Genomic DNA, 26914 nt, shown 5'->3' on the forward strand with positions numbered 1-26914 from the left:
CGCGCTCCCCGAGCGCAACCTTGGCAGCATCGACGGCGGCTCTAGCTTCGCGCATATCGCCCTTGCCGGCTTTGGCGTCTTTCGCCGCTCGCCTTGCATCCATCAGGTCTTTGACTAGCTGTTGGCGGCTGTCCTCTGGGATGGCCGGATTGGTGGCCCGCCAAAGCCTGCCCGCGACAATGAAATAGCGACCGTCTGGTGTAGTTGGTCTACGCATTGTCACTTATGTCCCACCCGCTCAACATCAAAAACTGCAAGCCAACGCAACGATTGGCGAACAATTTGGATTTAAAAGCACCTAAACTGTCTCGGGTTGCAGGCAAAATGGACCGCACTCTATCAAAGCCGGAAATCGCACTAATTAATGCATTGAATGCTGCGTGCGCTGCAGCGCGAGAACGTTGGAGAGCAAACCCAACGGAGGATAATTTGCGGCGATATCGAAGGACGCTAGCGAGCCTGACGGGCTTCATGAAGCGAACTAAGCGCATCCATTGAAACGTATTGGACGCTGAATTCAGCGGTGCAAGTTGCGCGTCTAAACACGCTCGATCAGATCCCCTTCATCCACGGCACTCGATTTGGTGAAAGGCACGGACGTTCTCACTTGGCAAGTTCAGAGAGCAAGGCATCGGGGATCGGCTTGATCCGCCTCCACCGTTCGACCTAAGCTCCGCGCTTAAAGCACGCAGTTTCTGGATGTGGCCTCTGGCCCGTGCCCATCAAGAGACGCAGCAAGACCGCGATGTCTCAACTCTGGAGGAAAGTAATGTCAAGGATTACTCTGATTTTGGCAATTGGCACGCTTGGACTTGCCGGAATTGGAACGAATGGCGCAGCATCCGCTCAGGGCTATACGATGCAACGACACTGCACGAAATATGAATATGTCGGAAAATTAGGAGCTAAAGGATCACGACGTGGGTGCATCCAGTGGGGCAGTGTAAAGGTTTGGGATAAGAAGGTCTTCCGGCCTTCTAACGGCTCCGTGGGACCGACGGTCGAGAAGCGGTGAAAAGGGTCGGATTAGCTCCAGCGTCACTGGGGTGCAGCGCTGACTCGGTTATATCTCTAAGGTTCATTCGCAAGCCTGCCATGAGTATTGCGTGCCGCTGAGTTGTTCGGCCCGCCCGTCCGCATCGCCAAGTCCGTTGTCGTCGCGCTCGCCTTCGTCATCGCATTGCGCTCCCTCGTCCTCGCAAACGGCTTCCTGATCGGCTCCGTCTTCGAGGTCGCAATCGCCGTCCAGTTCATCAAGGATGGCAATCAGGGCCTCAACCACAGCGGCGAGACGGCGCCGCGTGCTCGGCATCGTCTGCGTCCGTTCGGCCAGGCTGTGCGCAACCTGCGTCAGGAGCGACCCGACTTCCTCCCGCTCAGCAGCGGATAGGTCGAACGGCTCGGGGCCGAAAGGCCCAAAGAATGCCATATGGCAATCGATGGCCTACATTCCAGCATTCTGGCATGCGGCCGAGATGGCGAAGTGGCGAAGGTCGATGGTGCTCTTTGCATCCGACGTGATTGAACACGGCGATTAGACCCAATTCCATATCGTCTAGTTCGTCATCTGCTCCGCTCCGCGAGCAGCGTGTTTCCTCCGTCAACCGCAGATGGTTGCCATCCCAATCGGCCATCAGTTTCATCATGGCGGGCAGCCCGACATGGCTTTGCGAAGGGCTGACCGCCGGACGCGTTCTTACCAATGCTTGGTCAGATTGTCCGCGCGGATCGCTTCGGCAGTCACGCTGTTTTCGTAGAAGAGCTCAAAGCGAAGGTTTTGCGACGTGACCGCCTTCAAAGGGTTGTCGACCCTGCGCGCCCAATGGTCGAGCGTTAGGACGAGGTTCTGTGAGCGCTGAGCGTTGACCGCGAGATAGGGTGCAGTCGTCTTAGACGGTCCGAAGGTAAGCCCTGCCTTCTCGAAGAAGCGCACGGCGTCGGTGTTGGCGCGCACAGCGCTCCAGAAATTCTCGCGCCATGAGGCATAGAGCGTTCCGGATAGCCTGTAGGCGGCGGAGCGGCCGTTATCGGTCCCAAGCGACAGCAGCAGGTCAATCGATTTTAGCTTCTGGGCGGCGTTCGCTGGGGCGGCCCCTTCCCAGAGCGATAGGATGCTGACCGTATCGTCCCTCGCTTCGGCGATTGTTCTTCCGAATATTTTCTTCGCCGCTTCGGCTGCGTCGCCCGTCAGAGCCGGCGTGCCACCGTAAACCTTGAAGGCGTTCATGGGACTGACCTGAAACTTCGCGGTCTCTGCTAGCGCGACTTCGACATCCTGCGCGATGGCCGCGTCCATAGCCGCTCCAGCACGCGCCACACCGCCGCGACCGACGCCTATGGCTTGCTCGACCTGAAAGGCAGTCGGCGGCCGCGCCACCGCGCTTCCGCCCCAGACCGCCGCTAATTCCTCATCCGACAGCGTCGCAATCTTTTGCGCCTCGTTTAAGAAGCCGCGCTCAACAAGCTTCTCCTCCACGCCCACCATCGCGCCCCGAGCGGTGCTCCAAAACTGCTTAGCTGCTGCCACCGCGCGACCGGCAAGCGCACCTGATACGAGATCTACGGGATCGATTGTCGGAGATTCCAACGCGGGTTCCGGCTTATAATATTTGGTCGTATCGCCATGAACCTTACCGGTCGTATCCACGAAGTAGTCCCACCCAAAGACCTCCCCATAATTATGCTGCTTCGTCGAATGCCGAATTTCGATGTGGTATCCGATAATCTCATTCCTAAACTGCATGAGCTTCGCAAGTGGATTATTCTGTGGGGCGGCGGTAGGGTCAAAGACTTTGATGGTTATGACGTTAATACCGATCGAGCCTCCATTCGTCCGATAGCTGATCAAAACCTTCTCAAATTTCGTAAGCTCTCTTTTGGTGATTCCCTTTAGCTTCGTGATTAGATTTGCGTTCGTCGTCGGCTCGCCGAGCCGGAATGAAAGGCTTCCCTCAAACCAGGTAGTGGTTGTGTCGTCCTTGTAAATCCATCCCTCAATCCGTGGCGTATCGCCCGGCGTGATGCGTTTTTTCAACCCCCTGAGAACGCCGGTGCCGCTCATGGCAGTGCTCCTCCGGAATAATCCCACGGAAAATCGGCAGACGGCGGGCTCAGGCATCGCCCCAACGAGGATGAAATGTCGATGAAGGCCACGTCAAGTATACCGGCGGATCATCTATCTCGGCCGCATGTGCACCTTGAATAGACGCCCGCCTCAACCGCTCCGTGCGTGAGGCCTACTAGGTGGCCGCCATGAGATGACGCGCCAATCTCGTTGCCTCCCGTTTGGCCGCTGCCGAGCCTTCCGAATAGGTGGAACCTGGCGGAAGATCGAGCGCCCCGCAGGTTGCGGCCGGCATTTCTGCCTGATCGTCCTTCAGGGCAACGCATAGGCGGTTCAGCGCGACTACCAGCATACCAGGCGACGAAGCCTCAACAGTCGCGTGCGGGTCTACCAAGGTCCGGAATCCCAGGCGCATGGTGCTGTTGTCGCCATCGGAGAGGGCTTCGGTGATGTCTCGTAGCTTCATGAAATCAACCTCGCGGAAAAGCCGCCGCAGTGCAGGTAACCTTGCTCGGCCGCGCCATCGGCATCGGCCATGCCATTGTCATCTGGGCAGCCTTCGTCCTCGCACTGCGCCCCCTCGTCTTCGCATGCGGCTTCTCGATCCGCGCCATCTTCGAGGTCGGGGTCACCGTCGAGCGCATCAGCAACGCCTATGAGGGATTCCACGATGGCGCCTAGCCGGCGGCGCATGCTGTCGATCGACAGAGCGCGGTCGGTTAGGCGCTGGGCGACATCCAAGAGGATGTCGCGGACCTCATGACGCTCGACATCGGACAACGCGATGCCGTCTCCGAATGGGCCGTCATCGATGTCCAGATGGCCAAGAACGCCGAACAGCTCAGCGGCTGGGCGAAGATCAACCAAGCTCATCGACGCGGCTCCAAGGGAATGACGCGGCGGCCGATGACCAGTTCCCCGTTCACATAGACGACCGGCAGATGGCCGTAGAACGAATACGTCGGGAGACTGACGGGCCTGACACCGTAGATGCGACGGGCGGGCTTGGCCTTGCCCTCGCAGTGGTTGATGCGGATCGGGCTCATGACCTAGCCCTCGCGGCGGCATCCAATGCGTCGGCGAGCGCGAGGATGCCCCGATAGCCGTAGTCTCGTCGGTCGTCTGGCCTTATGAATTGAGACATCGGGACGGCGTCGAAGCTAACGACTTTTGCCTTTGCTGCGAAGCCGGCCAGGGTTGTCGCAGGCATCGTGCGAATCTGATCAGCGATGGCCTCCACCGCCGCCAGGGCAGTGTCGTTTGCATCGCTTGCTGCATCGCCACCCATTTCGGTGAAAATCGAGCACACCGCGTCCACGCCATGCTCAGCGAAGCTCATGCCTTTCTTATCGAGGGTGACACGCCATTCCGTCTCGATGCGCTGCCACTCCTGCCAACGCGGTATCCAGGCGGCGTGCGCCTCGTCGAATTGACGTCCAAGGGTAACCAGCTCGGCATCATCGCCGGGAATATAAGGTGCCGCTTTGCGAATGGCTGCTGCTGCCGGTGATAGCATGCAGCCCGGAAGCATGGCGGGCGCCGACAGCGCTGCCGATGCGAGGGCGGATTTTAGGAGGCTTCGGCGTTCCATGGTTGATCTCCGGTGATGATGCAGGGGGGCAGCGCGCTATGCGGCGTCGGAGGCGATGCGGAGGATTGAGGCGGCCAAGCGCTCGCCCCAGGCGGGGAGGTTTTCGAGTGCCTTGAGTGAGAAATCGCCACTGCGCTGGAGAGGCGGAACTGCGCTGAAAGCCTCCAGCGCCTCGGCCTGCACGATGACCCCGGCCATGGTGCCCGGCTTGATTTCCATGATGCTGGCGACGTGGCTGACGAAGGCTAGGCGAGCGGCGCTTTCCTTCGCCCTTGCCGCAATGATGCCGGAGGCCTCCCGGACGCGGGCTCGCTCCGCGCAATACAGTTCGGACACGACCGCATTGGCCTCGGCCTCCTTCGCGAACTTCTCCATCCAAGCGGCATTCTTGACGATGGTGGCCGGGCTCGTGCCCTTTCTGAATTGGCGGGGGATGCGGTACTCGGCTGCCCGTTGCCGGAGCTGACCGGCGGTCCAGTACTTAATGAACTCGTCGGGCCACAGGCCTTCAAGGTCGTAAGCGACTTCGGCACCATCAGCGCGGGTGCGGATTTGCTCCGGGACTGAAGGCCATTGCGGCACCCACTCCGCGACGATGGCCGCTCGCGCCGCCTCGGCCTCGCGGTAGGCCGCAGCCAAGGCGCTCGTCTCCGCTCCGAGACGAAGCAGGGTTACATCTTCGGTGGGCGCGCTGGTGGCCACGGCAACAGGGGCAGCGGCGGCGGTCGAAGCAGCCGCCAGCCCGACTAGTATGCGGCGGCGGTTGAAGATGGCAGCAGGCAAGCCGGTAGCGGCTGCCCGAGCGGTTGCGTTGAGCATTGGTATCTCCAGCGATGTGAAGGCGGCGGGGTGGGTTAGTAGCGGCCGGGGAAGGCGCGGCGGACTGCGGACAAGGCCACGTCTGTAGGGTCTTGGTCGCAGTTCAGGTCATAGGCGAGCAGTTCGCAGCTCCGGTCCTCCCGCTCGCGCTCGGTGCGCGGCTTGGCGTCGCGAAGCTCTGACATCACCTCCAGATATTCGTCGCAGATCGCGGTGGCGATTTTTTCGAACCTGCGGCCGGCGGCGGTCGCGCGGCCATCATCGCCAGTGAACGCCCCTCGGTTTGTCAGCGAGTCTGCGACACTGGCCAAGGTCTGCATGGCGCGGCTGAGCTGAACCAATTCAGAGACCGTCATAGGGAATGCAGGCTCGGCCGCTGGAAACACGGTAGCGGCGGCAGGGCTTCGGATAGCGGCCAAGTCCATCGTTCAAGCTCCCAAGGTGTCGAGTGCGCCGCGCAGAGCGTCGATGCGGGCGCCGTTGAAATGCTGGCGATAGTGCTCGCGCTCGATCTCGAAGCGGATGGCCTCGGGGTCGTTGCGGAACTGTGCGGCAAGGGCGACTGCCTCACGAGCGCGCTGGGCGAGAGCGGCGCGGGTCTCGACCTCGCGGCGGACGGCATCCGCCAGCAACATCGCCTCGCGCTTGGCGGCGGCCCATGCCTTGCGGAGCCAGAGGGAAAGCTGGGCGCGGCGCTCGCTGATGGTCCGGCACATGCGGAAAGCGAACCGGCCCTCGCGGTAGGCCCAGGCCATGACAGCGGCCTTGTTGAAGGCTGCACGACCGTGGTTGAGAGAAGCGACGTTCATGTTTATATCTCGTTCGCTTGGTGTGATAACCAGTGCGTGAGATATGGCACCCTGGGATGGTGCTGTCAACAAGATATTTGGTATCGTAACCAATGGACGGGATATGCTAACAACCGGGAACCAGCTTCGCGCCGCTCGCAGCCTCGTCGCCCTGGATCAGGTGACGCTCGCCACGTCATCCGGCGTGAGCGCAAACACGATCCGATTGATGGAGGCAAAGGGTGCCGAGACGCTGACCAGCGGGCTCGATACGATTAAGCGCGTCCAGGGAGCGTTAGAGGCGGCCGGCGTCGAGTTCCTGAACCATGGCCAGCCCGGCGTGCGTCTCGCGAAAAAAGCGGATTAGGCCTCGGAAGGGAACTGACAAAACCGACAAAACCCGTCAGAGGGCCACTAGGCCCTCTTTTTTTTGACCTATCCACAGGGGCAAAAAAGCCGGAACAGGCCGAGACACCCCGTAACAGGCTTAAAAACTAAGTATCTGATTTCATTGATTAATATTCTGCGAAGGCGCATGATTCTCCGCAAATGGGAGACACGAGCATGCGTCGGAGCAAAGCCAAGAGAACGGCCACCCTTATTTGCGGTGTTGAGCCGGAACTGCGCGCTGCGGTCGAAGCCGAGGCCGCGCGTCGCGACACGTCCATGTCGAGCACGATACGCGCCCTGATCCGCGCTCAGCTCGCCGCACTCAATTCTAGCCAGATGGGGGTGGCGTCATGAGCGAGAACGTTACGCAGCTATTCCCCCAAGCCGAGGCCTCGTCATCGGAGCAACCGGCTCCGGTCCTTCCGGTGGAACAGCATATCGTCGGAGCCGCGCTGGCTGCCGATCAACTTCGGCGGACGGCTGAAGGCCTCTGCTACGCACTTCGCTGCACGCCACGAAATGTAGCGATGTTTGACAGCCTGGAAAACGACCTTTGGCTGGCGTGGACGAGCCTTGCCGAGAACTACCGCAACTATCGTCACGTCCTCGACTGCAAGGGACAAGCCTGATGCCATTTCGTCCGACGCCCCTTCAAATCCCGAACATGACGACGAACTACAGTGCGGAGAACCAGGCGTTCGCCAATCTGGGTCAGACGCTGGGGAGCATTCCCGGCGATTTCCGCAAAATGCAGAAGGAGGCGGCCGAGCGGGAAGAGTTTGCCCGCATCGGAAAGGGCCTTAAAGACGGGACGTTGGATTACAACTCCGCCGCCGGCAGCCTCTATGCTCTGGGCCGCCCGGATTCAGCGGTGGATCTTCTCAAGCTGGGCGAGGCGCGTCGTCTGCGGACCTCCGGCGAGGAAGCATCTCGTGGCCTGAATGATGCCCTGCGGGGATATCTCGGCGCACCGACCTCGCCGTCGCCCCAGGCCACGCTCGGTTCGACCTCCAGCGCGCTCTCGCCTTCCCTCATCGGCAACGAGAGCGGCGGCAACTGGCAGGCTCAGAACAACGAGGTCGGGGCTGGCGGTGCTCGGGGTCATTTCGGGCGCGGCCAGTTCGGCGTCGCTCGGTTGCAGGAGGCTGCGAACGCTGGCGCCATTCCGCAGGGAACCACGCCGCAGCAGTTCAAGGATTCGCCCGAACTTCAGCAGCGGGCTGAGGCTTGGCACGTCAACGACATCAGGGCGAACATCAAGGCCAACGGCTTCGACCGGCTTTTCGGTCAGCGCATCGGTGGCGTTCCGATCAGGAGGATGGCTTGATCGCCGTCGCCCATCTCGGCGGCGTCAACGGCATGAAGAAATTCGTCGAGACGCAGGGCGGCTATAACCCGTCCGACGCCAACGGAACGAGCTTGTTCGATTATTTCAGCCGGCACGGTGGCCAGCGCTCGGCGGCAGCCGATGCTCCGGCGCCCGGCGCCATGAATGCATCCTATGAGACCGGCGCCGATGGCTTCGCGATTCCGGGCGGGTCGCCCGCAATGTCTGGGCGCACATTCGGGCAGATCATCGACAGCATGGACAACCAGCCGCTGCGCCCCGCCTTCGAAGCCGAGGGCGTGTCTCAGCCTTGGATGGGGACCGCATTGCAGAGGGCTCCGAACATGGGCGGCCGGGCAGCAGTTGCCCAGGTCATGCCCCCGCCGCGTCCATACGATCTCCGCGCAGATCAGCCTGCGCCGGGAGCGCAGCAGGCTATGGGGCTTGGCCAGACACAGGGCGCTTATCCTCTCGCGAACACGGCGGACCCAACCACGGACAACGCTGGCATTCTCTCCGGCCTTGTCGCGAGCGAAGAGGCGCGGCGCGGGCTGCCCTCGGGCGCCTCGGTCACGAATTTCCTCGACAATTTCCGTAGCGCTCCGCAGCAGGCGGCCCCCGCCGGATTCACGGCCCCTAACCCCCAGGCCGATGTCCCCGCCCCAGGGGCATCCCAGACGATCGGCACTATGCCCCCGTCAGCGGTGGGGGTGCCAGCGAATGCCGGCGCTGCCGCCCAGCCTGCCGGAAACGGGCGGACTGATGCTGCGACCAATCCCGTGCCGAGTAGCGAGCTGCCTCGCCCGACGAATGCGCAGGAGGTGCAGGAATTTCGATGGACCAAGCAGATTGAGGGAAAGCAGCGTCAAATCGGAGCTCTCGCCCAGGCGCTTGCCAACCCGAACCTGCCCGCCAATGCGCGGGGTCTCGGTGAGATTTTCCTGAAGGAAGCGTTGGAGCAGTCCAAGGCGCCCGACTCCGTGAAAGAGTTCATGTATGCCAAGGGCATGGGGTGGACCACGGCGAAGACGCCGGCCGAGTATGCCGCCGAAAAGGAAAAGGCGAAGGACAAGGGGCCGACCAGCGTTCAGGAATACGAGTACGCCCAGAGCAAGGGCTACAAGGGCTCGATCCTCGACTACGAGCGCGACAAGGCCGCGACCCGCAAGCCTGCCATGTCTGCATCGGACCAGAAGGCCATTTTCGCGGCCGAGGACGAGTTGCCGGCGATCGACAACACCATCTCGACGCTCACGCGCGCGCTGGAGCTGAACCGGAAGACGTACACAGGCGCTGGAGCGGGTGCGCTTGGCTGGGCGGGCTCAGGTGGCGTCCCAGGCGCCGGCTATGTCCTCGACAAGGACAAGGCGATGGCGACCCGCGAGTTCGGGCAGATCATGTCCATGGAGTCCATTCAGGCGATGTCCAAGCTCCTGAAGGGTGCGACGACCGATCGCGAGATGGGCGAGTTCCAGAAGCTGCTCGCTGATCCGTCCACGCCGCCTGACATTCGGGAACGCACGATCAACCACATGCTCACCTTGGCGCTGCGCCAGAAAGGTATCGCGGAAGGTCGCATCGACGAATTGCGAGGTCGGGCTGGTCTGGAGCCCCGCCGGGGTGCTGCGCCAACTGATCAGCGCCAAGCCGCTCCGCAGCAACAGCAGCGCCAAGCAGTTTCGGCGCCGCCGGCAGCCATTGAGTTCCTGAAAGCCAATCCCGGCGCCCGCGACCAGTTCGATGCGAAATATGGTCGTGGTGCTGCCGCTAGCGTGCTGGGGCAGTAAGACATGGCTGGAAACGTCTTCGATCAGTTTGACGCCCCGGCTCCTGCCGCTGGCCGCGCTCCTCCTCCGGTCCCGGCCGGGGGAAATGTCTTCGACCAGTTCGATAGCCCGAGGCCACAGTTACCCCAAGACACCGGCAGCGGTCCGCTCGTCGTCACGGTGGCTCCGAACCGCCAACAGTCCCCGGCGTCTCCGTCAGGGTTCGCGACCCGCGCCCAGCGCGAGGGAGACGATCTTCAGGCTAGGGATAGCGAGTATCTGGCCGATGCTGTCCGCAAGCGCCTCCAGCAGGACCAGACGAGCCCAATGGGCCGGCTCGATGCCTGGGCGCGAGGAACCGCAGGTTGGGTGCCTGGCATGAACAAGCTGGCGGCGGCGGGCGATGCTGCCTTCGGCTCCGGCAAAGGTGAGACCTTCGGAGAGCGCTATGCGGACAATCTCGCCCGCGAGCGTGCGATGGACGCGGCCGACGAGGCACTGAACCCCGGCTCACGCTTGGCGGGACAAGTTGCAGGATTTGGAGCGACGGCGGCTCTGATGCCCGGCGTCTCAGTGATGCGGGAAGGAGCCCGAGGAGCAGCGGCTGTCAATTCGGCGGCGACGGGTGGCCTCTATGGGGCGATCAGCGGCGCGGTCGAGAGCGATGGGGGCTTGCAGGACAAGGCGACCTCGGCCGGCCTTCAAGGCGCGCTCGGTGCCGGCGTCGGTGCCGTCGCTCCTGCCTTCGTTCGGGGAGCCGAGGCCTTCGCCAGCGCGACGGGCAAGCTTGTGGGTAAGGTAGCAGCTCCGTTCCGGGCGGCAGCGACCCCCGAGACTGAAGCCGGGCGCCGTATCATGCGCGCGATGGAGCGCGATGGCGTCACGGACCCGGCGGCTCGACTGGCAGAGATGCAACGGACTGGCGCCCCGGCCGTCCTCGGTGATGTCGGTGGGGAGACGACGCGGGCTCTCGCTCGATCGGCTGCGAACACGTCGCCGGAAGGTCGCGCAGCACTGACAGAAGCCACGGGAGATCGTTTCGCGGGACAGGGTGACCGCATTGTGGACTTGCTCCGTAGCTTCGGCCCGTCCTCGGCCGGCAAGACGCTGGAGGAGCTACAGGCGGCAGCTCGGGCTGCAAATCGCCCAGCCTATGCCCGCGCCTACATGCAGGGCGGCGCCGGCCTATGGGACGAAAACCTTGCGGCGCTGGCGCAAGCCCCTGCGGTGCAGGACGCCATCCGCTCCGTCATCAAGACGGGCGCGAACAAGACGGTCGCGGACGGCATGCCGCCAATCCGCAATCCCTTCACGACCGACGCGGCCGGCAACCTCACGCTGGCGCGCCGCGCTGATGGATCGATCGCAAGGCCGAATCTCCAGTTCTGGGATTACGTCTCGCGCGAACTGCGCGGCAAGGCGGGTGAAGCCGCTCGCGCCGGCAACAAGGATCTAGCCGGGGATTACACCAACCTGCGGCGCCAGCTCCTCGATCAGCTCGACGCCTCGGCGCCTCTGTTTCGTGAAGCCCGCTCAGGCGCCTTCCGGGCGTTCCAGGCCGAGGACGCGCTAGAAGCCGGGCAGAAGTTCGTCACCAGCCGCATGGCGAACGACGAGGCCCGCAAGGCGGTGGGCAGGATGAAGCCGCAGGAGCGCGAGCTATTCGCAGAGGGGTTCCGGTCTGACCTCATCGCCAAGATTCGGGAAACCGGCGACGGGCGCGACATCGTGAAGGCCATCTTCGGCTCGCCAGCAGCTCGGGAGCGTGTCGAGATTGCGCTGGGCAAGGCACAGGCTACGCAGCTTGAAGCGGTGCTGAGCGTCGAGACTGCGATGCTCAAGCTTCAGATGGCGCTCGGTAACTCAAACACGACCCGCCAACTCGTCGAGCTTGGCTTGGCCGGCACAACCGGCGGCATCTATGGCGGGTATCAGCACGGTACGATGTCGGGGCTTGGTATCGGCGTGCTCGCTGGCCTCGCGGCGCGACAGGCCCTCCAAAAGGGCAACGCCAAGATCAACGAAGGCTTGTCGAAAAGGATCGGGGAGATGCTGGCGAGCGGCGATGCCGCCCAGCTCAAGACATTGAGCAAGATGGCGACCAAGAGCCCCACGGTGATGCGCTTCCTCGGCAGTGTCGCGGACGAAGCCGGCCAAATCAGCGGCCTCGCGTCAAATACGGGGCCATTGAATATATCGGGCGGGGCGCGGGGTGCGACGCCATATCTGCCAGCAGCCGCAGGCGACGACCAGAAATGACGCCCATGGTTGAGGCCCGCACGAAAACAGGATGGCCGCGACCGCGACCGCAAGAGACCGCTTCAATATCCGCGAACCCGTTTCACGGCGGCGTCGATCTCGTGGTCAACGATATGCGCGTACGTGACGACCAGCAGGAAGGCGAAGGCATACGGAGCAAGGATGCCGTAGCCGATCCCATGCAGCGCCAGCGGAATCAGACAGGTCGCAAGGAACAGCGCGATTTTCTTGCGCTCGTAGCGACGCTCGGTCTTGGCCTCCAGATCAGGCTCGATGTCTTGGACCATCCGAACGCCCCGCGATTCGTGTCCATAAATTGCCCCCTCTGGTCGGTGCTCGCAAGGGGACATGCCTTCACCAGTTCGTCCGCGTCTCTCTGAAAAACAATCATCGGAATTCAAATCATGGCCAAGTCAGTCTCGAAGACGCCGCCCAAGCCCGAGGGAAAGATGACGAAGCGGAGCGCGGTGGTTCAGCCCGATTGGAGCGGGAAATACAGCCGGCTCGGCGGCTCGACCTCGGATGACTGGAACGCGCTGATCTCCGATCAGGCCGTGGGGTCATTGTGGTGCGGCAACCCTGGCGAGCTTCCGCCCGAGAAGACGGGAGAACGGCTGAACGCCGCCTATGCCTTCCTGATGCGGTCGCATCTCAAGGACGAGCTGGAGGCGATGATGGCGACGCAGATGTTCGCCGCGCACAACGCCGCGATGGAGTGCTACCGCCGGGCGATGATTCCGGCTCAGCCGATGGTCGCTCGTGACCAGAACCTGAACCAGGCGAACAAGCTCTCGCGGACGATGGCGACGCTCATGGAGGCGATGAGCCGGCATCGGGGCAAGGCCACGCAGCAGAAAGTCACCGTCGAGCACGTCCATGTCTACCAGGGCGGACAGGCCGCGTTCGGGCAGTTCAACGGCGCCCAGCCGACGCAGCAGGGTGTTCTAGGCGAGAACACCCTAGGGGGTGGGGTGCATTCGGAAGTCGAGGATCAATCCCATGGAAAGCCGGATGGCGATGCACTTGAGCCCCCGATGCTGTGCGCGGACCCGCTCGGGAATGTCCTGCCAATCGCCGGCCATGCCGAACGGAAGATGCCGGCTGCACGGCGGCGTCAATCCCGGCGCGCCCAAGGGTAACCGGAACGCCCTGAAGCATGGTCGATACACTGCGGCGGCCATCGCCAACCGGCGGATGCTCTCGGCGCTGATCTCCCAGATGCGCGAGACTGCCGGAATGGTGGAGTAGCGCAACGATACGCGCGCGCACGCGAGGGGGTTAAACTCCGATAGCGCAGCGATGTCAGGGCGTTCGGTAAGCACTACGCGCGCGCACGCGAGGCCGAGCCTCTAAAATAGAGCGATTTAGTGGAGCCTGCGGAGTTTCGTGCCCAGTACGCGCGTGCGCGCGCGAGGGCAGCATGCTCCGGTCAGCGGGGTATCAGCAGGGTTTTGTCGCAAGTATGCGCGTGCGCGCGCGCGAGTTTTGCGACCAGTACGCGCACGCGCGCGAGGAGCGAGACGTTTCCTCCATTGGAGGACGATCTCCTGCGGTTGAAAATTACAGTCGGTTTCAGTCCCGGCCGGGCCTCAGAAAACCTCAGATGGGGAACGCCGCCCTCGGCCTGAAAATACAGGTCGGAAACAGACGCCCGCCTCTGCAAATACAGAGCGAATGCAGTGGCAAGGCCGTTACCGGCCGGCGTCGAGAAAGGGGCATTGGTCGCGGCCATGATGCCGTTGGCCGAGTACCAGAAGACGCGCAGGGAGATGCCGCGCCCGGTCCAGTACCGACATGCGAGCTGCGACTGTTGAGCGCTGCCGAGGTCGCCCCACTCAGGGACGGTATAGCTCTCGCCTGGGGCGACGAGGCGTTCATGCAGAAACCGGGGCAAGATCGTCCGGTTCTTAGCGGCGGATACCGGAGCGTGAGGAACACATTTCAACACGCCTCACGCTCGGGCTAGGTGGTATCCCTTCGCCCCGTTCTCGTTCGCCGGCTCCAGCGTCGGGATGGCGGACACGTCCACCGATCGCGCGGCGTGCCAAGTGTCGAAGGCTGCCTGCATCCGAACCCATAGGTCCGGGCCGTTGCCGAAGAGCTTGCCCAGGCGGACAGCCACGTCCGGCGAGATCGGCTTGACCTCGTTCATGATGGCATAGAGGTGCTGGCGCGAGATGCCGAGGAGGCGGGCAATCTCGGCCTTGCCCTTGCCGGTGGCGGGGATGATGTCCTCGCGCAGCATCTCTCCCGGATGCGTGGGAGCGCGGTCGCGCCGGGTGGCAGCCACAAGGTCGGTCATAGCATCTCCAATCATCAAAGCGTCAAAGTCATCAAAGCGGGTAGGCTTAGACCGTCAGTGATAGTTCTCCAGATCGATGGCCACGGCGTCCCCCGCCTCGAAAGCGAAGGTGATGCACCATGGCCCGTTGACGTGCATCGTGTAGCGAGTCGGGTCGAAGCCCTTTAGGGCGTGGAAGTCAAAGCCCGGCAGGTTCACGTCCTCGGGTCGGGCGGCGGCGTCCAGAGCGTCCATGCGACGCAGGATGCGAGATTGCAGCTTGGCATCCACCTTGCCGGTCTTGCCGGTCTCCCACAGCTCCGCGAGCCCTTTGTGCTTGAACGACCTTAGCATGGCCTATGTGTAATCTATCAGGTGACACACTGTCAACGATCGGGTGACAGATAGGTTCCCTACCAGCGCTCCCCGCGTCGCCATTGTTCGGGATCGATGAACGTCCCGCCGTGCATCCCGACATCGGCCGCCAAGGCCTCGTCATAGGCCTTGGAGTAGCGAGCGCCCCCATATCGCCAGTACGGTACGGCCCAGCCCAGCCGGATCATCTCCCGCCCGACATCGAGGCCGGCGGCATTCGTGCAGGTGGCGACCTCGCGTCCATAGCGGCCATGGGTTTCGACCGCGCAGCGGACACCTTGGCGGATCAGCCTCGCCAACGCATCCCGCGAATCCCGTCCGCATAGCGTCGCCTTGCCTGCGTCCGATCGGCAGACCTGGCTCAGCTCGGGCGCGTCCATGGCAGAGAGGCGGATGCGTTGCGCACCGATCCGAAGCGTATCGCCATCGATGGCCGCGGCTTGGCCGGCTCGGAACTCATAGGTTTGCGAAGCGGCTGAGGAAACTAGGTTGGCCGCAAGCACCGACGCGAGCAAAGGCGTTCGCATGATACGAATCCCTTGCAGTAAAGGCGTTGCCATCATGGCAATACCTCGACGCCATGGACGCAAGGTGTGGTCATCACGACCATACCCATTGGCCATCGACGCTCGTTATGGGGTGGCAATCGGAATATCTTCGATGAATCTTGGCCCGATAGCATACATCCAACCCATCTCGCCGGCCTGCCCTGGGAACGGACGCACGCCCATCGCCCTGCGGTAAAGCCTCATCAGAGCTCGCTGCCTAATTTCTAAACCTCGAGTATGATCGATCGTGTCATAATCGATGGGAAATGCCTTCAGCGCCAGCAGCGCTCGGTCTGGGAATTCGATCTCGATGATGCGCCGCATGATGGCTGCCCACTCGCCATGACGTGCGTGCTTCGGATCGACGGCTAGATAGTCGGCGTAGACCAGCTTGCCGTGAACAAAGATGGAGTCGAAGATCTCGGGCCAGAAAAAGGTCAGGTTCTCGGCTAGCTCCATGACAGAATTGCTCTCTGCATCCATCAGATAGCAAAACTGGTCGTCATCCATAAGGTCGGCGTCAAACTCGTAAATCTTGAATGACCCGACCAAATTCTGCTTATCGAACAGCCAGCAATACAGCTTGCGCAGGCTGATCATGTTGGGCGCTTCCGCCACCCATCGCGCCTTGTAGATGCGATAACGTCCTTTGAAGCCGCCCTGCCTGGAGAGATCGATCTCTCTTAGCAGCTTCAAATCGCGAAATCGCTCGTGCGCCTCGGCAGAGAACTTCTCTCGACGGTAGGTTTTTCGGTGAAGCATATGGGTGAGGCTCGCGAAGTTGACGACGTGTCAGGCTCGCACGAGCGTGCATCCAATCTCTCGGCATAATCAGCCAAATTTCCGGGCATTTCACCCCAGCAGCGCTGGGGCAAAATATATCCCGTTTGAAGGCCGGCAAGATGTTCAGCCTCAGCCCTCGGAAGCCCGCAGTCGTATTCGAGGATGCCTGCCCGTTCCTCGTAGGCGGCCCGCTCGTCTTCGGCTGATAGCGTCTCCAGCTTCTCTGTTTCCGCTGACACCCCTGCTACAGTTGCTAATCCTGCTACGGTTGGGGCGGCCTGAACCTGAACCGTAGCAGGATTAGCAAACGTAGCAGGGGTGTCCTCGGATACGAGATCATAGAATGGGCGATACGCCATCACTCTCCTCCATCATCGAGAAGCAGAAAACGCTTGGGCCGGGCGTTGATCTCTCGGAGCCAGCCGTGCGCCTGAAGCAGCGCCGACGCATCGTCCGCCGCCGCCTTCGTCCTGGTGGCTGAAGGCCCGAACTGGAGGATGTCGCGAAAGCCGATCTCGGGCCGCTCTCGGCCCTTCAGCCAGTCGAGCAAGGTCTGAGCCCGCAGCAGCTTAGGGTCGAGCCTTGAGGCGTGCGCCAGGCGAAGAGCCTCCCTGACATACCAGTCAGCCAGGGCGATACCGCAGCGCATTCCCTCCAGCTTGATCTCCTGAAGGTTCGGGTTTTCGATGGCGCTGATAACCCCGGCGATCCGAGCAGCATTCTCGGCCGCCTTCGCCGCGACATCCCGAATGATCTTCAGATCGCCGTGTGCGCCACACTCTCGCTCGACGTGGTTGAAAAACTGGACCCACTCAGCCTCCGCCTCGCTCGTCATCGAGAGCGGCATCGGATCCAGTTCGTTGGGCGCCCCCAGGTTGCGCGGCGCACGCTCCAGCAGCCGCAAGACTTGCTTTCCGTAGTCACCGATGGCTCGCTCGTCTTCCAGGCTGGCCTTGCGATAGATCCGCTGCCCGGCGAGGGAGACGGGAGAGGCCAGCAGCACACGCGAGAGCAATCCCTGATCGCGGAGGGTCCGATCCGAGAGAAAGCCGGCGGCAGCGTCTGGCTGCACCATCAGGTGCGCGCTCAAGCGTCGGCCGGACAGGGTGGTGACGCCATCACCGGCACGGATGCGGACCGCACCGTTCCCATCCCATAGGCCGGAGAGCATCGCCGCCGTGCGCAGTCGGTTGTCATCGTTCATGCCGTGCCCGGCCGTGAACTGCCCGCCCTCCGCGCTGAATACGCCAAGGGCGCCGTGCATCCAGCCCCAATTCTTCGTCAAGCCATCAGGCGTAACGTCGCCGCTGGTGAGGACCGGGGCAAGCGGCCGGCGCGGCTCGTCGCCAAGCTCTTCCAGACGGCTCCGGCGCTCGTCGTGGTCAATCTTGGCGTCGTTCTCGATCTTGCGTGTGAGATCGCCTGCAATGTTGGCCCCGTGAGGGGCGGTTATCGCTTTGAAGGTTAGCCCCCCTGTTATCGGCTGCGGCTGATCCTTCCGTCTTTTCGGAAGGGTCCGGGGATGACGGGTGTGGAGACGATCGGTCGGATCCGGTTCGAGCATTTCCAGAACGGCAAGGGGATCAAGCGGATCGCGCGGGAACTCGGCCTCGCGCGCGACACGGTTCGCAAAGTGCTCCGCTCCGGCGCGACCGAGTTCATCTACAAGCGCGAGGTCCAGCCGCGGCGGAAGCTTGGAGCCTGGGTCGATACGCTGACGGCGATCCTCGAGGCCGAAGACCGGCTGCCGCGGCGCGAGCGACGCTCAACGATCCGGCTGTTCGAGGAGCTGCGCGGGCGCGGCTACGACGGAGCCCATGACAGCGTCCATCGGTTCGTGAAGGCCTGGCGTGCCGATCGCGCCCGGCTGCCGGCGCAGGCCTTCATTCCGCTGCGCTTCGATCCCGGCGAGGCCTATCAGTTTGACTGGAGCCACGAGGCGATCGAACTCCACGGGCTGCCCGTGGTGGTGAAGGTCGCCCAGATGCGACTGGCCTATAGCCGGATGCCGATCGTGCGCGCCTATTTCCGCGAGACGCAGGAGATGGTCTTCGACGCGCATGACAAGGCCTTCGCCTTCTATGGCGGGGTCTGTCGGCGCGGCATCTACGACAACATGAAGACCGCGGTGGAGACCGTCTTCGTCGGCCGCGCCCGGGAGTACAACCGGCGCTTCCTTCAGCTCTGCTCGCATCACCTCGTCGAGCCGGTGGCCTGCACGCCGGCGGCCGGCTGGGAGAAGGGCCAGGTCGAGAACCAGGTCGGCACGATCCGCGATTTGCTGTTCCGCCCGCGACCGAAGGTGAAGACGCTCGACGAGTTGAACGCCTGGCTCGCCGACCAATGTGTCGCCTACGCTCGGCGGGCCAAGCATCCCGAGTTCCGCGATCGGTCTGTCATTGAGGTCTTCGAGGAGGAGAAGGCGCGGCTGATGCCGTATCTGGGCCCCTTCGCCGGCTTCGTCGAGAAGCCGATGCGGGCGACCACGACCTGCCTGATCACGCATGATCGCAACAAGTACAGCGTCGATGCCCGAGCCGCCGGCCGCGCCGTGCTAGTGCGCGCCTATGCCGACCGGATCGTTGTGTTGCTCGATGGCGAGACGGTCGCCGACCATCCCCGCAGCTTCAAGCGCGATCAGGTCGTCTATGATCCCTGGCACTATCTGCCGGTGCTGATGCGCAAGCCGGGTGCTCTACGCAATGGCGCGCCGTTCAAGGACTGGGATTTGCCGGCGCCGCTCACCGTGGTGCGTGAGAAGCTGCGGCGTCATGTCGATGGTGACCGTCAGTTTGTGAAGATCCTCGGCCGCGTCCCCGAGGACGGCATTGCCGCTGTGGCGGAGGCCTGCACCGAGGCGCTCGCGGCCGGCATCGCCAGCGGCGACGTCGTCATCGCGATCCTGGCGCGCCGTCGCCAGCCGCCTGTTCCAGCCAGCATCACCACACCCAACGCCCTCAGGCTCAAGACCGAGCCGGTCGCCGACTGCGCCCGATACGACAACCTGCGCAAGAGAAGGGAAGCCTCGCCATGGAACGCCACCAACTGATCGAGGCGATGACCAGCCTCAAGCTCTACGGCATGCGCGCCAGCTTCGACGAGATCGCCGGCAAAGGCCTGAACCGCCGCGAGGAGATCTATCCCCTGCTGGCGAGCCTGATCCGCGCGGAGCTGACCCATCGCCAGTCGCGTTCAATCAACTATCGCATCAGCGGCGCCAGATTCCCGGTTCTGAAGGATCTCGATGCCTTCATCTTCGACGACACGCCGGTGGACGAGGGACACATCCGCGAGCTCGCCACCGGCGAGTTCATCGACGCCAGGCGCAATCTCATCCTGATCGGCGGCACCGGAACGGGAAAGACCCATCTCGCCATCGCGATCGCCGCCGCCGTCATCCGGGCGCGCGCCCGCGGCCGCTTCTTCAACCTCGTCGACCTGGTCAATCAGCTCGAACAGGAGAAGGCCGCCGGCAAGAGCGGACGCATCGTCGAAGCCCTGCTGCGCCAGGATCTCGTCGTCATCGACGAGCTCGGCTATCTGCCCTTCAGTCAGGCCGGCGCGCAGTTGCTCTTCCACCTGATCAGCAAGCTCTACGAGAACACCTCGATCATCATCACCACCAATCTCGCCTTCGCCGACTGGCCCCAGATTTTCACCGACGCCAAGATGACGACTGCGATGTTGGATCGGCTCACGCATCACTGCGACATCATTGAGACCGGCAACGAGAGTTGGCGCTTCAAGAACCGCGCCTGAACGCTCCCGAGACCTTCGCGAGCTGGACGCCGAAATCGCCCCGGCCCAGCAACCCTGACCAGCTCAGCCGGGGCGATCCCGGCACGTCCGACCAGGCTTGCAGGGGGGCTAGCCTTCAATGCGATAAGGGGGCTGCCCTTCAACGCGATTTGACACCTCTTGTTCTTGCGCTTCCCCGCGTCCTTGAACTCCATCGACAGACGGGTCTTACCGGTTCGGTTGTAAGCGTAGATCAATAGCAGAGAGGCGGGTCCTGTGGGATTGTTCAGATCGTCACGAAGCCGGGCCACCAGGCTTTTCAGGTTCTTGTAGGTGCTCATGCGCCAGCTTCCCCAACCTGGGGGAAAAGCTGCTGCATCAGGCCCTTCTTGTGGGTCTTGAGGGTGTCGAGCTTTCGGACCTCGGCGGCGATCAGGTCGTCAAATGAGCTGAGGCAGTCGCCGATGCGCTGTTGTTCGCGGGGCGATGGCAGTAGCATCTCAATTTTAACAAGATCCGACTTTTTTACGTGGACGAACGAAGATTTGAACCCATGCGTCCGTCTTGCGATTTCTTCTTCAACCCTCGTAAGGACCAGTAACGCGAACTGTAATATGACCTGCTGCTCATCCATCAGCACCTTGTAAATATGCTGATTCAAGACGCCAGATGGGCCATTCCAAATACGGGCACCGAAAGACGAACCCAGCGTTCCAGACCAAGCAAATAGTAAATCTCCTGGTTCGACGCGGTTTCGTTCTGGCACTGGCTCTTGGGAGTAGTTGAACTCAGCGGACGGGTCGTTCAGATTCTGGATGCGGATGATTGGAGTCCCGCTCGTTTGCCAATCCTCAGGCTTGAAGGCGCATCCGTTAATTAGGCTAAACATCTCTCCAATCGTCCGAACCTCCCACTCACCCGCCCCCTCGAACTCGGGGAAGCGGAGACGGGGCTTGGTTTCGCCCTCTTTGGGAAAAAGCTGCTGCATCAGGCCCTTCTTTTGAGCCGTCAGCGTCTCCACCTTCCGTCCCTGCGCGGCAGCCAGCGCGTCCGCAGAATCCAGGCATTCGGCGATCTTTTGCTGCTCAGCGAGGGTTGGAAGATGGGTGCGCCACTCGCAGAGCTTACTGAAATACAGTCTGGTCCGCGTACCGCCCGCCTTCTGCGAAAAAGCGAAATGCTTGAATTCGTCACCCTCGTTCAATAATTCGAGTAGAAATTTTGAATTGAGCCCGACCGTTTCAAAGACAGGATACTCTTTGCTTACAGCAACTTCGCCGCCTGTATCATTGATGTTAAACTTGAAGGTGCATCGTCGCTCATGTGACGATAAACGAAGCAACCGGGTGGCACCACGCCATAGTCGTTGTTGTTCTGAAGGACCCTACCATCGAAGTATGCGTCCTGGCGCCGTAGCCCTTCTCTAGTTGAGCTGAAGACAGGCAGTGTGGTGGTTGATGGAGCTCGCCCACTGCTGTCTCTCAAGAATGAGGCCAAACGCTTGTATTCCCACCCCTGAGCTGCCTGAAACTCCGGAAACCGCAGCTTTGGCACCAATCCCGCCCGTCCGCCCGCCTCGGCTGATGATTTCCCCTTACTGCTCATAAGCGCTCAGCCCCGAAATTTCGCGCCCAGCGGCCCGCTTGAGCAGCAACGGCATCAGGTCGGCCATCAGGTCCAGTTCCTTGACCCGCCGCGTCTTCCAGTTCAGGCCTAGAGGTTCCATCAGGTCGGTAAGCGCCTCGCCGTCAAAGATCATGCGTTGCAGGATGGTATCGACAAAGCCTTGCAGCGCTTCGGTGGCCAGCCCGTGCTTGCCCGCGATGCCCGCCAATTCCGCCGCGTTCTTCTCTGTCTTGAAGCGGCTATAGCCATCGCGGATCGCCTTTTCGCTTAAACCCTCGCCCGCCTTCAGGGTGTTGATATAGGCGGCGATGTCCTCGCGCTCGTCCATGAACTTGGCATCGGACTGGATCAGGCCGATCAGCTCTGCGCGGCTCATCTTCTGCTTGCCGGGCGCGCTTTCCGAATAGCGAGCGATCAGGCCCATGATGTAGTCGTAGTCGATGACGGCCGATGCGAAGAGAACGAACTCGAAATCAAGCTGGTCGGCATCCTGGCTGGGCTTTCCGTCGCCCTGATCTCCGCCCTTGCCCTGTTGCGCCCGCAAGCGTTGGGCGGTTTCCAGATAGGCGCCGCGAAACCCAAGCAGGTTATCGCGCGGCAAGACCTGTTCGATGTCGGTGCGGTTCTCGTCCGTCAGATCGGTGTACTGATCGAGCTGGGTTTTGAGCCGCTGGACCTCCTTGAAATGCTCGATGAAGGTCGCGCGGGCCGCGTCGCCCTTGAGGTTCGACACGGCATACGGGGCGCAGTCGAGGCCCTGCGACTTCATGAATGTGTCGAGCTTTTGGACGGCAATTTCCAGTTTCTGGATGACCACGGGGGCCTTGTCCACCAGCCAGATCTCACGGGCCTTCTCGGCGGCGGCTTCGCCGGAGAATAGGGCGATGGCGGCATCGACCGCGCCCTGCTGCTGCCGGAAGTCAAGAATATTGCCGTAGGGCTTGGTGGCGTTCAGCACCCGATTGGTGCGCGAGAAGGCCTGGATCAGTCCGTGATGCTTAAGGTTCTTGTCGACGTAAAGCGTGTTCAGGAACTTGGAATCAAAGCCAGTGAGCAGCATGTCAACGACGATGGTGATGTCGATTTTGTGGTGTGGCACATTCGGGTAGGCTTTCCGTAGATCAGCTTCGGGCCACTGCTGGTCTTTGATACGTTTCTGTACGTCCTGATAATACAGGTCGAATTCGCCGATCTTGTGGTTAGTGCCATAATCGGCGTTGTAGTCCACGAGGATAGCCTTCAGGGCTTCTTTCTTTTTCTCCGGATCGACGGCGTTGTCTTCCTTCTCCTGCGGCAAGTCTTCCTGAATCTGCTTCACGTCAGGATCGCCGTCGGCCGGCGGGGAGAAGACGCACACGACGTTCAACGGCAGGAAGTTGGGATCGGCGACCTGCTTCTCGGCCTGCATGGTCTTGAAGAGGGTGTGATACTCGATTGCGTCACTAATCGACGAGGTGGCGAGCAAGGCATTGAACCGGCGCTGACCAGTTGCCGCGTCGTGCTTGGCCAGGATCGCCTCGATGACCGCCCGCTTGGCCAGCGGCTCGCCCGGCCTGGGCAGGGTCTTGCCCTGCGGCTTGAAGTAATCGACGTGGAAACGAAGGACGTTTCCGTCTTCGATGGCATGGGTGATCGTGTAGGTGTGAAGTCGCTGCTGGAAGAGGTCCTCCGTCGTCTTCATGCTGGCCTGGCTGTCTTCGATCTTTTGCTGTGCAGCGTTCTGATCGAAGATGGGCGTTCCGGTGAAGCCGAAGAGTTGGGCGCGCGGGAAGAACTGCTTGATTGCCTTGTGGTTCTCGCCGAACTGGGACCGGTGGCATTCGTCGAAGATGAAGGCGATGCGCTTGTCGCGCAGGGGTTCCAGCTGTTCCTTGAAGCTCTTCTTACCGTCTTTCTTCTGCTGCTTGTTGCGCTTGCTGTTTTCGTCCAGCGCGAGCCCCAGCTTCTGGATCGTGCAGACAATGACCTTGTCGGCGTAGTCGTCCGAAAGGAGGCGTCGCACTAGGGAGGCGGTGTTGGTGTTTTCCTCGACGCAGCCTTCCTGAAATTTGTTGAACTCCTCGCGCGTCTGCCGATCCAGATCCTTGCGGTCCACGACGAAAAGGCACTTCTCGATGTCAGGATTGTCCTTCAGCAGCGTTGACGCCTTGAAGGAGGTAAGCGTCTTGCCGCTGCCAGTCGTGTGCCAGATGTAGCCGTTGCCGCAGTCCTGGGCGATCGAGTCGACAATCGCCTTCACCGCGTAGACCTGATACGGCCGCATCATCAGAAGTTTCTGCTCGCTTGCGACTAGAACCATGTATCGGCTGATCGTCTGGCCAAGAGTGCACTTGGCGAGGAAGGTCTCTGCAAAACTGTCGAGGTGAACAACCTTCTTGTTGCCTAGATCGGCAAATTCGTAGACCGGCAGAAAGCGCTCTTCAGCATTGAATGCGAAATGCCGCGCGTTGTTGTTCGCAAAATAGAATGTTCGATCTCGATTGCTAACGATGAAAATTTGTAGAAAGCATAGGATGGTCTTGGTGTAGCCATTCCCAGGATCATTTTTGTATTCGACGATCTGCTCCATGGCACGCCGGGGGCTTATGCCGAGAGTTTTCAGTTCGATCTGAACGACCGGTACCCCATTGATCAGGAGAATGACGTCATAGCGATGGTGGCTGTTGTCGGTGTTGATACGGAGCTGATTGACCAACTCGAAGGAATTTTTGCACCAATCCCTGATGTTGACGAGCGTGTAGTTGAGTGGCGTACCGTCATCACGAATGAAGCTATTGCGCTCGCGCAGCGTGCGTGAGGCTGTGAAAACGTCGGGCGTGACAATTTCGTCTAGAAGCCGGGCGAACTCGGTGTCCGTAAGGCGAACGCGGTTCAGCGCTTCGAACTTCTGCCGAAAATTCTGCTCCAGCGAAGTGCGGTCACGGATGTCCGCGCGATACTCATATTTCAGATCCTGCAATCTAGTTACGAGCGACTGCTCCAAGGCGCGTTCGAATATGTTCATAGTTAGAGCATCGCTCCACAGCCTCTGACAGAGCATCAGTGAATCAGCTTCTGACACGTGTATCGGTGATTTGTCAGGAAGGGGAGCCTGGCTTTGGTCTGCCAATGCAGTCTCAACGCGAAGCTGAGACGGGATTGCAACTGATCGATTAACGTGATCGGCAGGCGGGCAGTCGGCTATCGCAATACGCTTGGAGCGCCGCCGCCTGATGGCTGCTGCCCATACGCCCCATAGCCAAGATGCCGGCCCATACTAATCGGCACCTATGGATCGAGAGGCGAAGCGAGCAAAGAGCTTGAAAAATTAGCCTATGGCCCTGAGCCTCGGTAGTAGACGGGTAAGAACGTAATTTTCGGGGGCGAATCACGTTGAGGCGCGAAGAGTTTCGATCCTGGCTGGAGCCAAAGCATTCGCCGAATGCCGTCAACACAGGTCTCAACACGGTTTTCCGTATCGAGCGGCATTTGGCTGAGCTGGGTGTGTCCTCCAGCGATCTTGATGCAGCGTTTACTGCCGACGGCCTTGAGCAAGCCCGTCTGGCCCTTGAAAGCGTACGTGATGACGCCCGCGCTGGTGGCGAGCGGTTCCGCATACTCATGCCCGATGCGACTAATCCAGTGCCGAGACTCCATGGCCACCTTTACTGGCTTCGTCGGTACGCCGCCTTCAGTAAGGGCGAACTGGTCGATGCCGACGAGGATCCGGTTGCTCTCTTCGACGGGAATGGCAAGAATTTCAGGCCGGTTCGGATGAAAAGCCGTGCTTCAGGAACCGAAGCCTACCGGATCAAGCCGGAGGGCGCCTCCAACGAGACCGACGACGCGATTGAGGAGCAGGACATCGTCGAGGTGGCGCGCGCGCTCCTTATCGACGGTCGCGCCGTGCGGATCCGGGAGGTCGGCGTCAATGGGACCAGCTACATGAAGTTTCCCGGAAGGCTTGTCGCGTACCGGCTCCGTCCGGACATCGCCGACGCGCTCGACCTTCCAATCGAGGGCGGGAGCCGCCCGGCCGCAACCCAGTCCGAAACTCCCGTGCTGCTCTCAATGCCAGACCCCACCAACCTGATCCTCTACGGCCCTCCCGGAACCGGAAAGACTTACAGGACCGCCGCAGAGGCCGTGCGGCTGTGCGACGGAGCGGTCCCGGATACGCGCGAGGCGACAATGGCCCGCTATCGTGGGCTCTCTGAGGCGGGGCAGATCCGCTTCGTCACCTTTCACCAGTCCTACTCCTACGAAGATTTTGTGGAGGGCCTAAGGCCGCTAACCGGTGCGGGCGAAGACGCAACGGGTTTCCGGCTGGAGCCACGGCGCGGCATTTTTCGGGAGATCGCAACCCTGGCGGAGCAGGCGCGCAAGAAGGGCTCGCCCTCGGCCCCCTTCGACCTCAACGGGCGGCGCGTCTACAAAATGTCGCTCGGCCGGGCCGGAAGCGAGGACCATATCTACGAGGCCGCAATCTCGGGCGGTTACGCGATTCTAGGTTGGGGCGGTTCCGAGGACTGGTCGGATCCAAAATACGAGAACTACCAAGCGGTGTTCGATCGCTGGAACCAGATCGAGCCGGGCACCTCGGGCAATGCGGGCAACATCGCCCAAATCTGGCGCTTCCGCTCAATGCGGGTGGGCGACCTCATAATCGTCTCGGAGGGAAACTTGCGGTTCCGGGCCATCGGCGAGGTGACCGGTCCCTACCGCTACGATCCAGCAGACGTCAGCGGCTACGCGCATCGGCGGGACGTGCGATGGCTCCTAGTCCTCAGCGAGCCGCTGCCGGTGGAGGAGATTTACGGCAAGCAGTTCTCGCAGGCCTCTTGCTACCTTCTAGCCGACGACCACCTGAAGCGAGAGGCCCTTGCACGTCTACTGCCGGGCGGTCCTGGCCCGGACACACCGGCGCCGCCCGACCAATTCGTGCTGGTGATCGACGAGATCAATCGGGCTAACATTTCGAAGGTCTTTGGCGAGCTAATCACTCTCATCGAGCCGGACAAGCGGCTGGGGCGCCCGGGGGAGATCACCGTCCGCCTCCCAGCGTCCGGCGATAGCTTCGGGGTGCCCGACAACCTCCACATCGTCGGCACCATGAACACCGCAGACCGATCGATCGCGCTCCTCGACACGGCCCTGCGCCGCCGCTTTAGCTTCGAGGAGCTCATGCCCGAGCCAGAGCTTCTCGCTGAAGGGAGCGAGCGGTGTGGCATTGACCTGGTGGCGCTGCTCTATGGGATCAACGCTCGCATCGAGTACCTCTTTGACCGGGAGCATCAAATCGGCCATGCCTACTTCATCCACTGCGCGAGCCGAGCCGACGTTGACGAGGTGATGCGCCACCGGGTTATCCCTCTGCTCGCCGAATACTTCTACGAGGATTGGAGCAAGGTGGCCCTCGCGCTTGGCGATCCGGCGGGCGAGCTCTTCCTAGAGCGAACCGCGCTCAAGCCGCCCTCCGGTCTCGCAGAGGAGGGGGCCGAGGAACGCTCGCGCTGGTCCGTCCGGGCGGCGTTCGCCCCTAACGCTTATCAGGCCCCTGCGTGATCCGCAGAACAGTGT

The 26914-nt window shown here is 61.7% G+C and carries 29 protein-coding genes; 10 read left to right on the plus strand and 19 right to left on the minus strand.

What is annotated here, in order from left to right:
* Nucleotides 1–1078 precede the first annotated feature (1078 nt).
* The 9 genes from OCUBac02_RS03945 to OCUBac02_RS03985 form a co-directional block, all read right to left on the minus strand.
* Entirely contained in the window at nt 1079–1429 is a 351-nt protein-coding gene (locus tag OCUBac02_RS03945) for a hypothetical protein (protein ID WP_173043539.1), read from the minus strand.
* Between the two features lie 267 nt (nt 1430–1696).
* Nucleotides 1697–3061 (minus strand): hypothetical protein, encoded by a 1365-nt coding sequence (locus tag OCUBac02_RS03950; protein ID WP_173043540.1) that lies wholly within the window; start codon nt 3059–3061, stop codon nt 1697–1699.
* A 178-nt stretch (nt 3062–3239) separates the two neighbouring features.
* Nucleotides 3240–3530, minus strand: a complete 291-nt coding sequence (locus OCUBac02_RS03955) for a hypothetical protein (RefSeq protein ID WP_173043541.1) — start codon at nt 3528–3530, stop codon at nt 3240–3242.
* A complete protein-coding gene (locus OCUBac02_RS03960) occupies nt 3527–3937 on the minus strand; it encodes a hypothetical protein (RefSeq protein WP_173043542.1) in 411 nt (136 codons plus the stop codon). The genes OCUBac02_RS03955 and OCUBac02_RS03960 overlap by 4 nt, the downstream gene beginning before the upstream one ends.
* On the minus strand, nt 3934–4110 hold the full coding sequence (locus OCUBac02_RS03965; RefSeq protein WP_173043543.1) for a hypothetical protein: 177 nt from the start codon (nt 4108–4110) through the stop codon (nt 3934–3936). The genes OCUBac02_RS03960 and OCUBac02_RS03965 overlap by 4 nt, the downstream gene beginning before the upstream one ends.
* Entirely contained in the window at nt 4107–4655 is a 549-nt protein-coding gene (locus tag OCUBac02_RS03970) for a hypothetical protein (RefSeq protein ID WP_173043544.1), read from the minus strand. The genes OCUBac02_RS03965 and OCUBac02_RS03970 overlap by 4 nt, the downstream gene beginning before the upstream one ends.
* 36 nt (nt 4656–4691) lie before the next feature.
* Complete coding sequence (locus OCUBac02_RS03975; protein ID WP_173043545.1) at nt 4692–5474, minus strand: hypothetical protein; 783 nt, start codon at nt 5472–5474, stop codon at nt 4692–4694.
* Nucleotides 5475–5509: 35 nt separating this feature from the next.
* The gene (locus OCUBac02_RS03980) at nt 5510–5899 is read right to left on the minus strand and encodes a hypothetical protein (protein WP_173043546.1); all 390 of its coding nucleotides are present in this window, start codon (nt 5897–5899) and stop codon (nt 5510–5512) included.
* 3 nt (nt 5900–5902) lie between these two features.
* Nucleotides 5903–6283: a hypothetical protein gene (locus tag OCUBac02_RS03985; RefSeq protein ID WP_173043547.1), complete on the minus strand. Its 381-nt coding sequence runs from the start codon at nt 6281–6283 to the stop codon at nt 5903–5905.
* 43 nt (nt 6284–6326) lie between these two features.
* Here OCUBac02_RS03985 and OCUBac02_RS03990 point away from each other — a divergent pair, with 43 nt between their 5' ends.
* The 5 genes from OCUBac02_RS03990 to OCUBac02_RS04010 all read left to right on the plus strand — a co-directional run bounded on the left by OCUBac02_RS03990 (nt 6327) and on the right by OCUBac02_RS04010 (nt 12004).
* Nucleotides 6327–6629: a helix-turn-helix domain-containing protein gene (locus OCUBac02_RS03990; RefSeq protein WP_348521645.1), complete on the plus strand. Its 303-nt coding sequence runs from the start codon at nt 6327–6329 to the stop codon at nt 6627–6629.
* A 373-nt stretch (nt 6630–7002) separates the two neighbouring features.
* Nucleotides 7003–7281: a hypothetical protein gene (locus OCUBac02_RS03995; protein ID WP_173043548.1), complete on the plus strand. Its 279-nt coding sequence runs from the start codon at nt 7003–7005 to the stop codon at nt 7279–7281.
* Between the two features lie 35 nt (nt 7282–7316).
* On the plus strand, nt 7317–7979 hold the full coding sequence (locus OCUBac02_RS04000; protein ID WP_173043549.1) for a hypothetical protein: 663 nt from the start codon (nt 7317–7319) through the stop codon (nt 7977–7979).
* Entirely contained in the window at nt 7976–9766 is a 1791-nt protein-coding gene (locus tag OCUBac02_RS04005; RefSeq protein ID WP_173043551.1) for a hypothetical protein, read from the plus strand. Before OCUBac02_RS04000 ends, OCUBac02_RS04005 begins: the two co-directional genes overlap by 4 nt.
* Before the next feature lie 834 nt (nt 9767–10600).
* A complete protein-coding gene (locus OCUBac02_RS04010; RefSeq protein WP_173043553.1) occupies nt 10601–12004 on the plus strand; it encodes a hypothetical protein in 1404 nt (467 codons plus the stop codon).
* Nucleotides 12005–12066: 62 nt separating this feature from the next.
* On the opposite strand, the gene OCUBac02_RS04015 is transcribed toward OCUBac02_RS04010, so the two are convergent.
* Nucleotides 12067–12291 carry a hypothetical protein gene (locus tag OCUBac02_RS04015; protein ID WP_173043554.1) on the minus strand — a complete coding sequence of 75 codons (225 nt, stop codon included), beginning with the start codon at nt 12289–12291 and terminating at the stop codon, nt 12067–12069.
* 117 nt (nt 12292–12408) lie between these two features.
* Here OCUBac02_RS04015 and OCUBac02_RS04020 point away from each other — a divergent pair, with 117 nt between their 5' ends.
* Complete coding sequence (locus OCUBac02_RS04020) at nt 12409–13143, plus strand: hypothetical protein (protein ID WP_173043556.1); 735 nt, start codon at nt 12409–12411, stop codon at nt 13141–13143.
* Complete coding sequence (locus OCUBac02_RS27445; RefSeq protein WP_280528843.1) at nt 13064–13252, plus strand: hypothetical protein; 189 nt, start codon at nt 13064–13066, stop codon at nt 13250–13252. Before OCUBac02_RS04020 ends, OCUBac02_RS27445 begins: the two co-directional genes overlap by 80 nt.
* Before the next feature lie 181 nt (nt 13253–13433).
* Here OCUBac02_RS27445 and OCUBac02_RS04025 read toward each other — a convergent pair whose 3' ends face one another.
* The 6 genes from OCUBac02_RS04025 to OCUBac02_RS04050 form a co-directional block, all read right to left on the minus strand.
* Complete coding sequence (locus tag OCUBac02_RS04025) at nt 13434–13898, minus strand: hypothetical protein (RefSeq protein ID WP_173043558.1); 465 nt, start codon at nt 13896–13898, stop codon at nt 13434–13436.
* 57 nt (nt 13899–13955) lie between these two features.
* Nucleotides 13956–14306 (minus strand): HigA family addiction module antitoxin, encoded by a 351-nt coding sequence (locus OCUBac02_RS04030; protein WP_173043560.1) that lies wholly within the window; start codon nt 14304–14306, stop codon nt 13956–13958.
* A gap of 54 nt (nt 14307–14360) precedes the next feature.
* Nucleotides 14361–14639 (minus strand): type II toxin-antitoxin system RelE/ParE family toxin, encoded by a 279-nt coding sequence (locus OCUBac02_RS04035; RefSeq protein WP_173043562.1) that lies wholly within the window; start codon nt 14637–14639, stop codon nt 14361–14363.
* A gap of 59 nt (nt 14640–14698) precedes the next feature.
* Nucleotides 14699–15283, minus strand: a complete 585-nt coding sequence (locus tag OCUBac02_RS04040; RefSeq protein WP_173043564.1) for a thermonuclease family protein — start codon at nt 15281–15283, stop codon at nt 14699–14701.
* Between the two features lie 9 nt (nt 15284–15292).
* Nucleotides 15293–15970: a hypothetical protein gene (locus OCUBac02_RS04045; protein WP_173043566.1), complete on the minus strand. Its 678-nt coding sequence runs from the start codon at nt 15968–15970 to the stop codon at nt 15293–15295.
* Between the two features lie 379 nt (nt 15971–16349).
* Complete coding sequence (locus OCUBac02_RS04050) at nt 16350–17555, minus strand: DUF3987 domain-containing protein (protein WP_173043568.1); 1206 nt, start codon at nt 17553–17555, stop codon at nt 16350–16352.
* On the opposite strand from OCUBac02_RS04050, the gene istA reads away from it, so the two are divergent.
* Nucleotides 17514–19040, plus strand: coding sequence for an IS21 family transposase (gene istA, locus OCUBac02_RS04055; RefSeq protein ID WP_173043570.1), 1527 nt, complete (start codon nt 17514–17516; stop codon nt 19038–19040). The two genes, OCUBac02_RS04050 and istA, sit on opposite strands and share 42 nt — an antisense overlap.
* The gene (gene istB / locus OCUBac02_RS04060) at nt 19022–19750 is read left to right on the plus strand and encodes an IS21-like element helper ATPase IstB (RefSeq protein ID WP_173043572.1); all 729 of its coding nucleotides are present in this window, start codon (nt 19022–19024) and stop codon (nt 19748–19750) included. Before istA ends, istB begins: the two co-directional genes overlap by 19 nt.
* Here istB and OCUBac02_RS27205 read toward each other — a convergent pair.
* The 3 genes from OCUBac02_RS27205 to OCUBac02_RS04075 all read right to left on the minus strand — a co-directional run bounded on the left by OCUBac02_RS27205 (nt 19693) and on the right by OCUBac02_RS04075 (nt 24359).
* Entirely contained in the window at nt 19693–20070 is a 378-nt protein-coding gene (locus OCUBac02_RS27205) for a hypothetical protein (protein ID WP_197933310.1), read from the minus strand. The genes istB and OCUBac02_RS27205 overlap by 58 nt on opposite strands.
* Nucleotides 20067–21071 (minus strand): restriction endonuclease subunit S, encoded by a 1005-nt coding sequence (locus tag OCUBac02_RS04070; RefSeq protein WP_173043574.1) that lies wholly within the window; start codon nt 21069–21071, stop codon nt 20067–20069. Before OCUBac02_RS04070 ends, OCUBac02_RS27205 begins: the two co-directional genes overlap by 4 nt.
* 252 nt (nt 21072–21323) lie before the next feature.
* Nucleotides 21324–24359, minus strand: a complete 3036-nt coding sequence (locus tag OCUBac02_RS04075; RefSeq protein WP_197933311.1) for a type I restriction endonuclease subunit R — start codon at nt 24357–24359, stop codon at nt 21324–21326.
* Nucleotides 24360–24727: 368 nt separating this feature from the next.
* Between OCUBac02_RS04075 and OCUBac02_RS04080 the strand changes: the two genes are divergently transcribed.
* Nucleotides 24728–26899, plus strand: coding sequence for an AAA family ATPase (locus tag OCUBac02_RS04080; protein WP_173043576.1), 2172 nt, complete (start codon nt 24728–24730; stop codon nt 26897–26899).
* Nucleotides 26900–26914 lie beyond the last annotated feature (15 nt).

This window comes from Bosea sp. ANAM02 (genome assembly GCF_011764485.1).
Classification (GTDB): domain Bacteria; phylum Pseudomonadota; class Alphaproteobacteria; order Rhizobiales; family Beijerinckiaceae; genus Allobosea.

Excerpts from the sequence above, each read along its gene's own strand:
- OCUBac02_RS03945 (WP_173043539.1), bottom strand. The coding sequence starts at position 1,429 with ATGGCATTCTTTGGGCCTTTCGGCCCCGAGCCGTTCGACCTATCCGCT.
- OCUBac02_RS03950 (WP_173043540.1), bottom strand. The coding sequence starts at position 3,061 with ATGAGCGGCACCGGCGTTCTCAGGGGGTTGAAAAAACGCATCACGCCG.
- OCUBac02_RS03955 (WP_173043541.1), bottom strand. The coding sequence starts at position 3,530 with ATGAAGCTACGAGACATCACCGAAGCCCTCTCCGATGGCGACAACAGC.
- OCUBac02_RS03960 (WP_173043542.1), bottom strand. The coding sequence starts at position 3,937 with ATGAGCTTGGTTGATCTTCGCCCAGCCGCTGAGCTGTTCGGCGTTCTT.
- OCUBac02_RS03965 (WP_173043543.1), bottom strand. The coding sequence starts at position 4,110 with ATGAGCCCGATCCGCATCAACCACTGCGAGGGCAAGGCCAAGCCCGCC.
- OCUBac02_RS03970 (WP_173043544.1), bottom strand. The coding sequence starts at position 4,655 with ATGGAACGCCGAAGCCTCCTAAAATCCGCCCTCGCATCGGCAGCGCTG.
- OCUBac02_RS03975 (WP_173043545.1), bottom strand. The coding sequence starts at position 5,474 with ATGCTCAACGCAACCGCTCGGGCAGCCGCTACCGGCTTGCCTGCTGCC.
- OCUBac02_RS03980 (WP_173043546.1), bottom strand. The coding sequence starts at position 5,899 with ATGGACTTGGCCGCTATCCGAAGCCCTGCCGCCGCTACCGTGTTTCCA.
- OCUBac02_RS03985 (WP_173043547.1), bottom strand. The coding sequence starts at position 6,283 with ATGAACGTCGCTTCTCTCAACCACGGTCGTGCAGCCTTCAACAAGGCC.
- OCUBac02_RS03990 (WP_348521645.1), top strand. The coding sequence starts at position 6,327 with ATGGCACCCTGGGATGGTGCTGTCAACAAGATATTTGGTATCGTAACC.
- OCUBac02_RS03995 (WP_173043548.1), top strand. The coding sequence starts at position 7,003 with ATGAGCGAGAACGTTACGCAGCTATTCCCCCAAGCCGAGGCCTCGTCA.
- OCUBac02_RS04000 (WP_173043549.1), top strand. The coding sequence starts at position 7,317 with ATGACGACGAACTACAGTGCGGAGAACCAGGCGTTCGCCAATCTGGGT.
- OCUBac02_RS04010 (WP_173043553.1), top strand. The coding sequence starts at position 10,601 with ATGCGCGCGATGGAGCGCGATGGCGTCACGGACCCGGCGGCTCGACTG.
- OCUBac02_RS04015 (WP_173043554.1), bottom strand. The coding sequence starts at position 12,291 with ATGGTCCAAGACATCGAGCCTGATCTGGAGGCCAAGACCGAGCGTCGC.
- OCUBac02_RS04020 (WP_173043556.1), top strand. The coding sequence starts at position 12,409 with ATGGCCAAGTCAGTCTCGAAGACGCCGCCCAAGCCCGAGGGAAAGATG.
- OCUBac02_RS27445 (WP_280528843.1), top strand. The coding sequence starts at position 13,064 with ATGTCCTGCCAATCGCCGGCCATGCCGAACGGAAGATGCCGGCTGCAC.
- OCUBac02_RS04030 (WP_173043560.1), bottom strand. The coding sequence starts at position 14,306 with ATGACCGACCTTGTGGCTGCCACCCGGCGCGACCGCGCTCCCACGCAT.
- OCUBac02_RS04035 (WP_173043562.1), bottom strand. The coding sequence starts at position 14,639 with ATGCTAAGGTCGTTCAAGCACAAAGGGCTCGCGGAGCTGTGGGAGACC.
- OCUBac02_RS04040 (WP_173043564.1), bottom strand. The coding sequence starts at position 15,283 with ATGGCCAATGGGTATGGTCGTGATGACCACACCTTGCGTCCATGGCGT.
- OCUBac02_RS04045 (WP_173043566.1), bottom strand. The coding sequence starts at position 15,970 with ATGCTTCACCGAAAAACCTACCGTCGAGAGAAGTTCTCTGCCGAGGCG.
- istA (WP_173043570.1), top strand. The coding sequence starts at position 17,514 with ATGACGGGTGTGGAGACGATCGGTCGGATCCGGTTCGAGCATTTCCAG.
- OCUBac02_RS04050 (WP_173043568.1), bottom strand. The coding sequence starts at position 17,555 with ATGCTCGAACCGGATCCGACCGATCGTCTCCACACCCGTCATCCCCGG.
- istB (WP_173043572.1), top strand. The coding sequence starts at position 19,022 with ATGGAACGCCACCAACTGATCGAGGCGATGACCAGCCTCAAGCTCTAC.
- OCUBac02_RS27205 (WP_197933310.1), bottom strand. The coding sequence starts at position 20,070 with ATGAGCACCTACAAGAACCTGAAAAGCCTGGTGGCCCGGCTTCGTGAC.
- OCUBac02_RS04075 (WP_197933311.1), bottom strand. The coding sequence starts at position 24,359 with ATGAACATATTCGAACGCGCCTTGGAGCAGTCGCTCGTAACTAGATTG.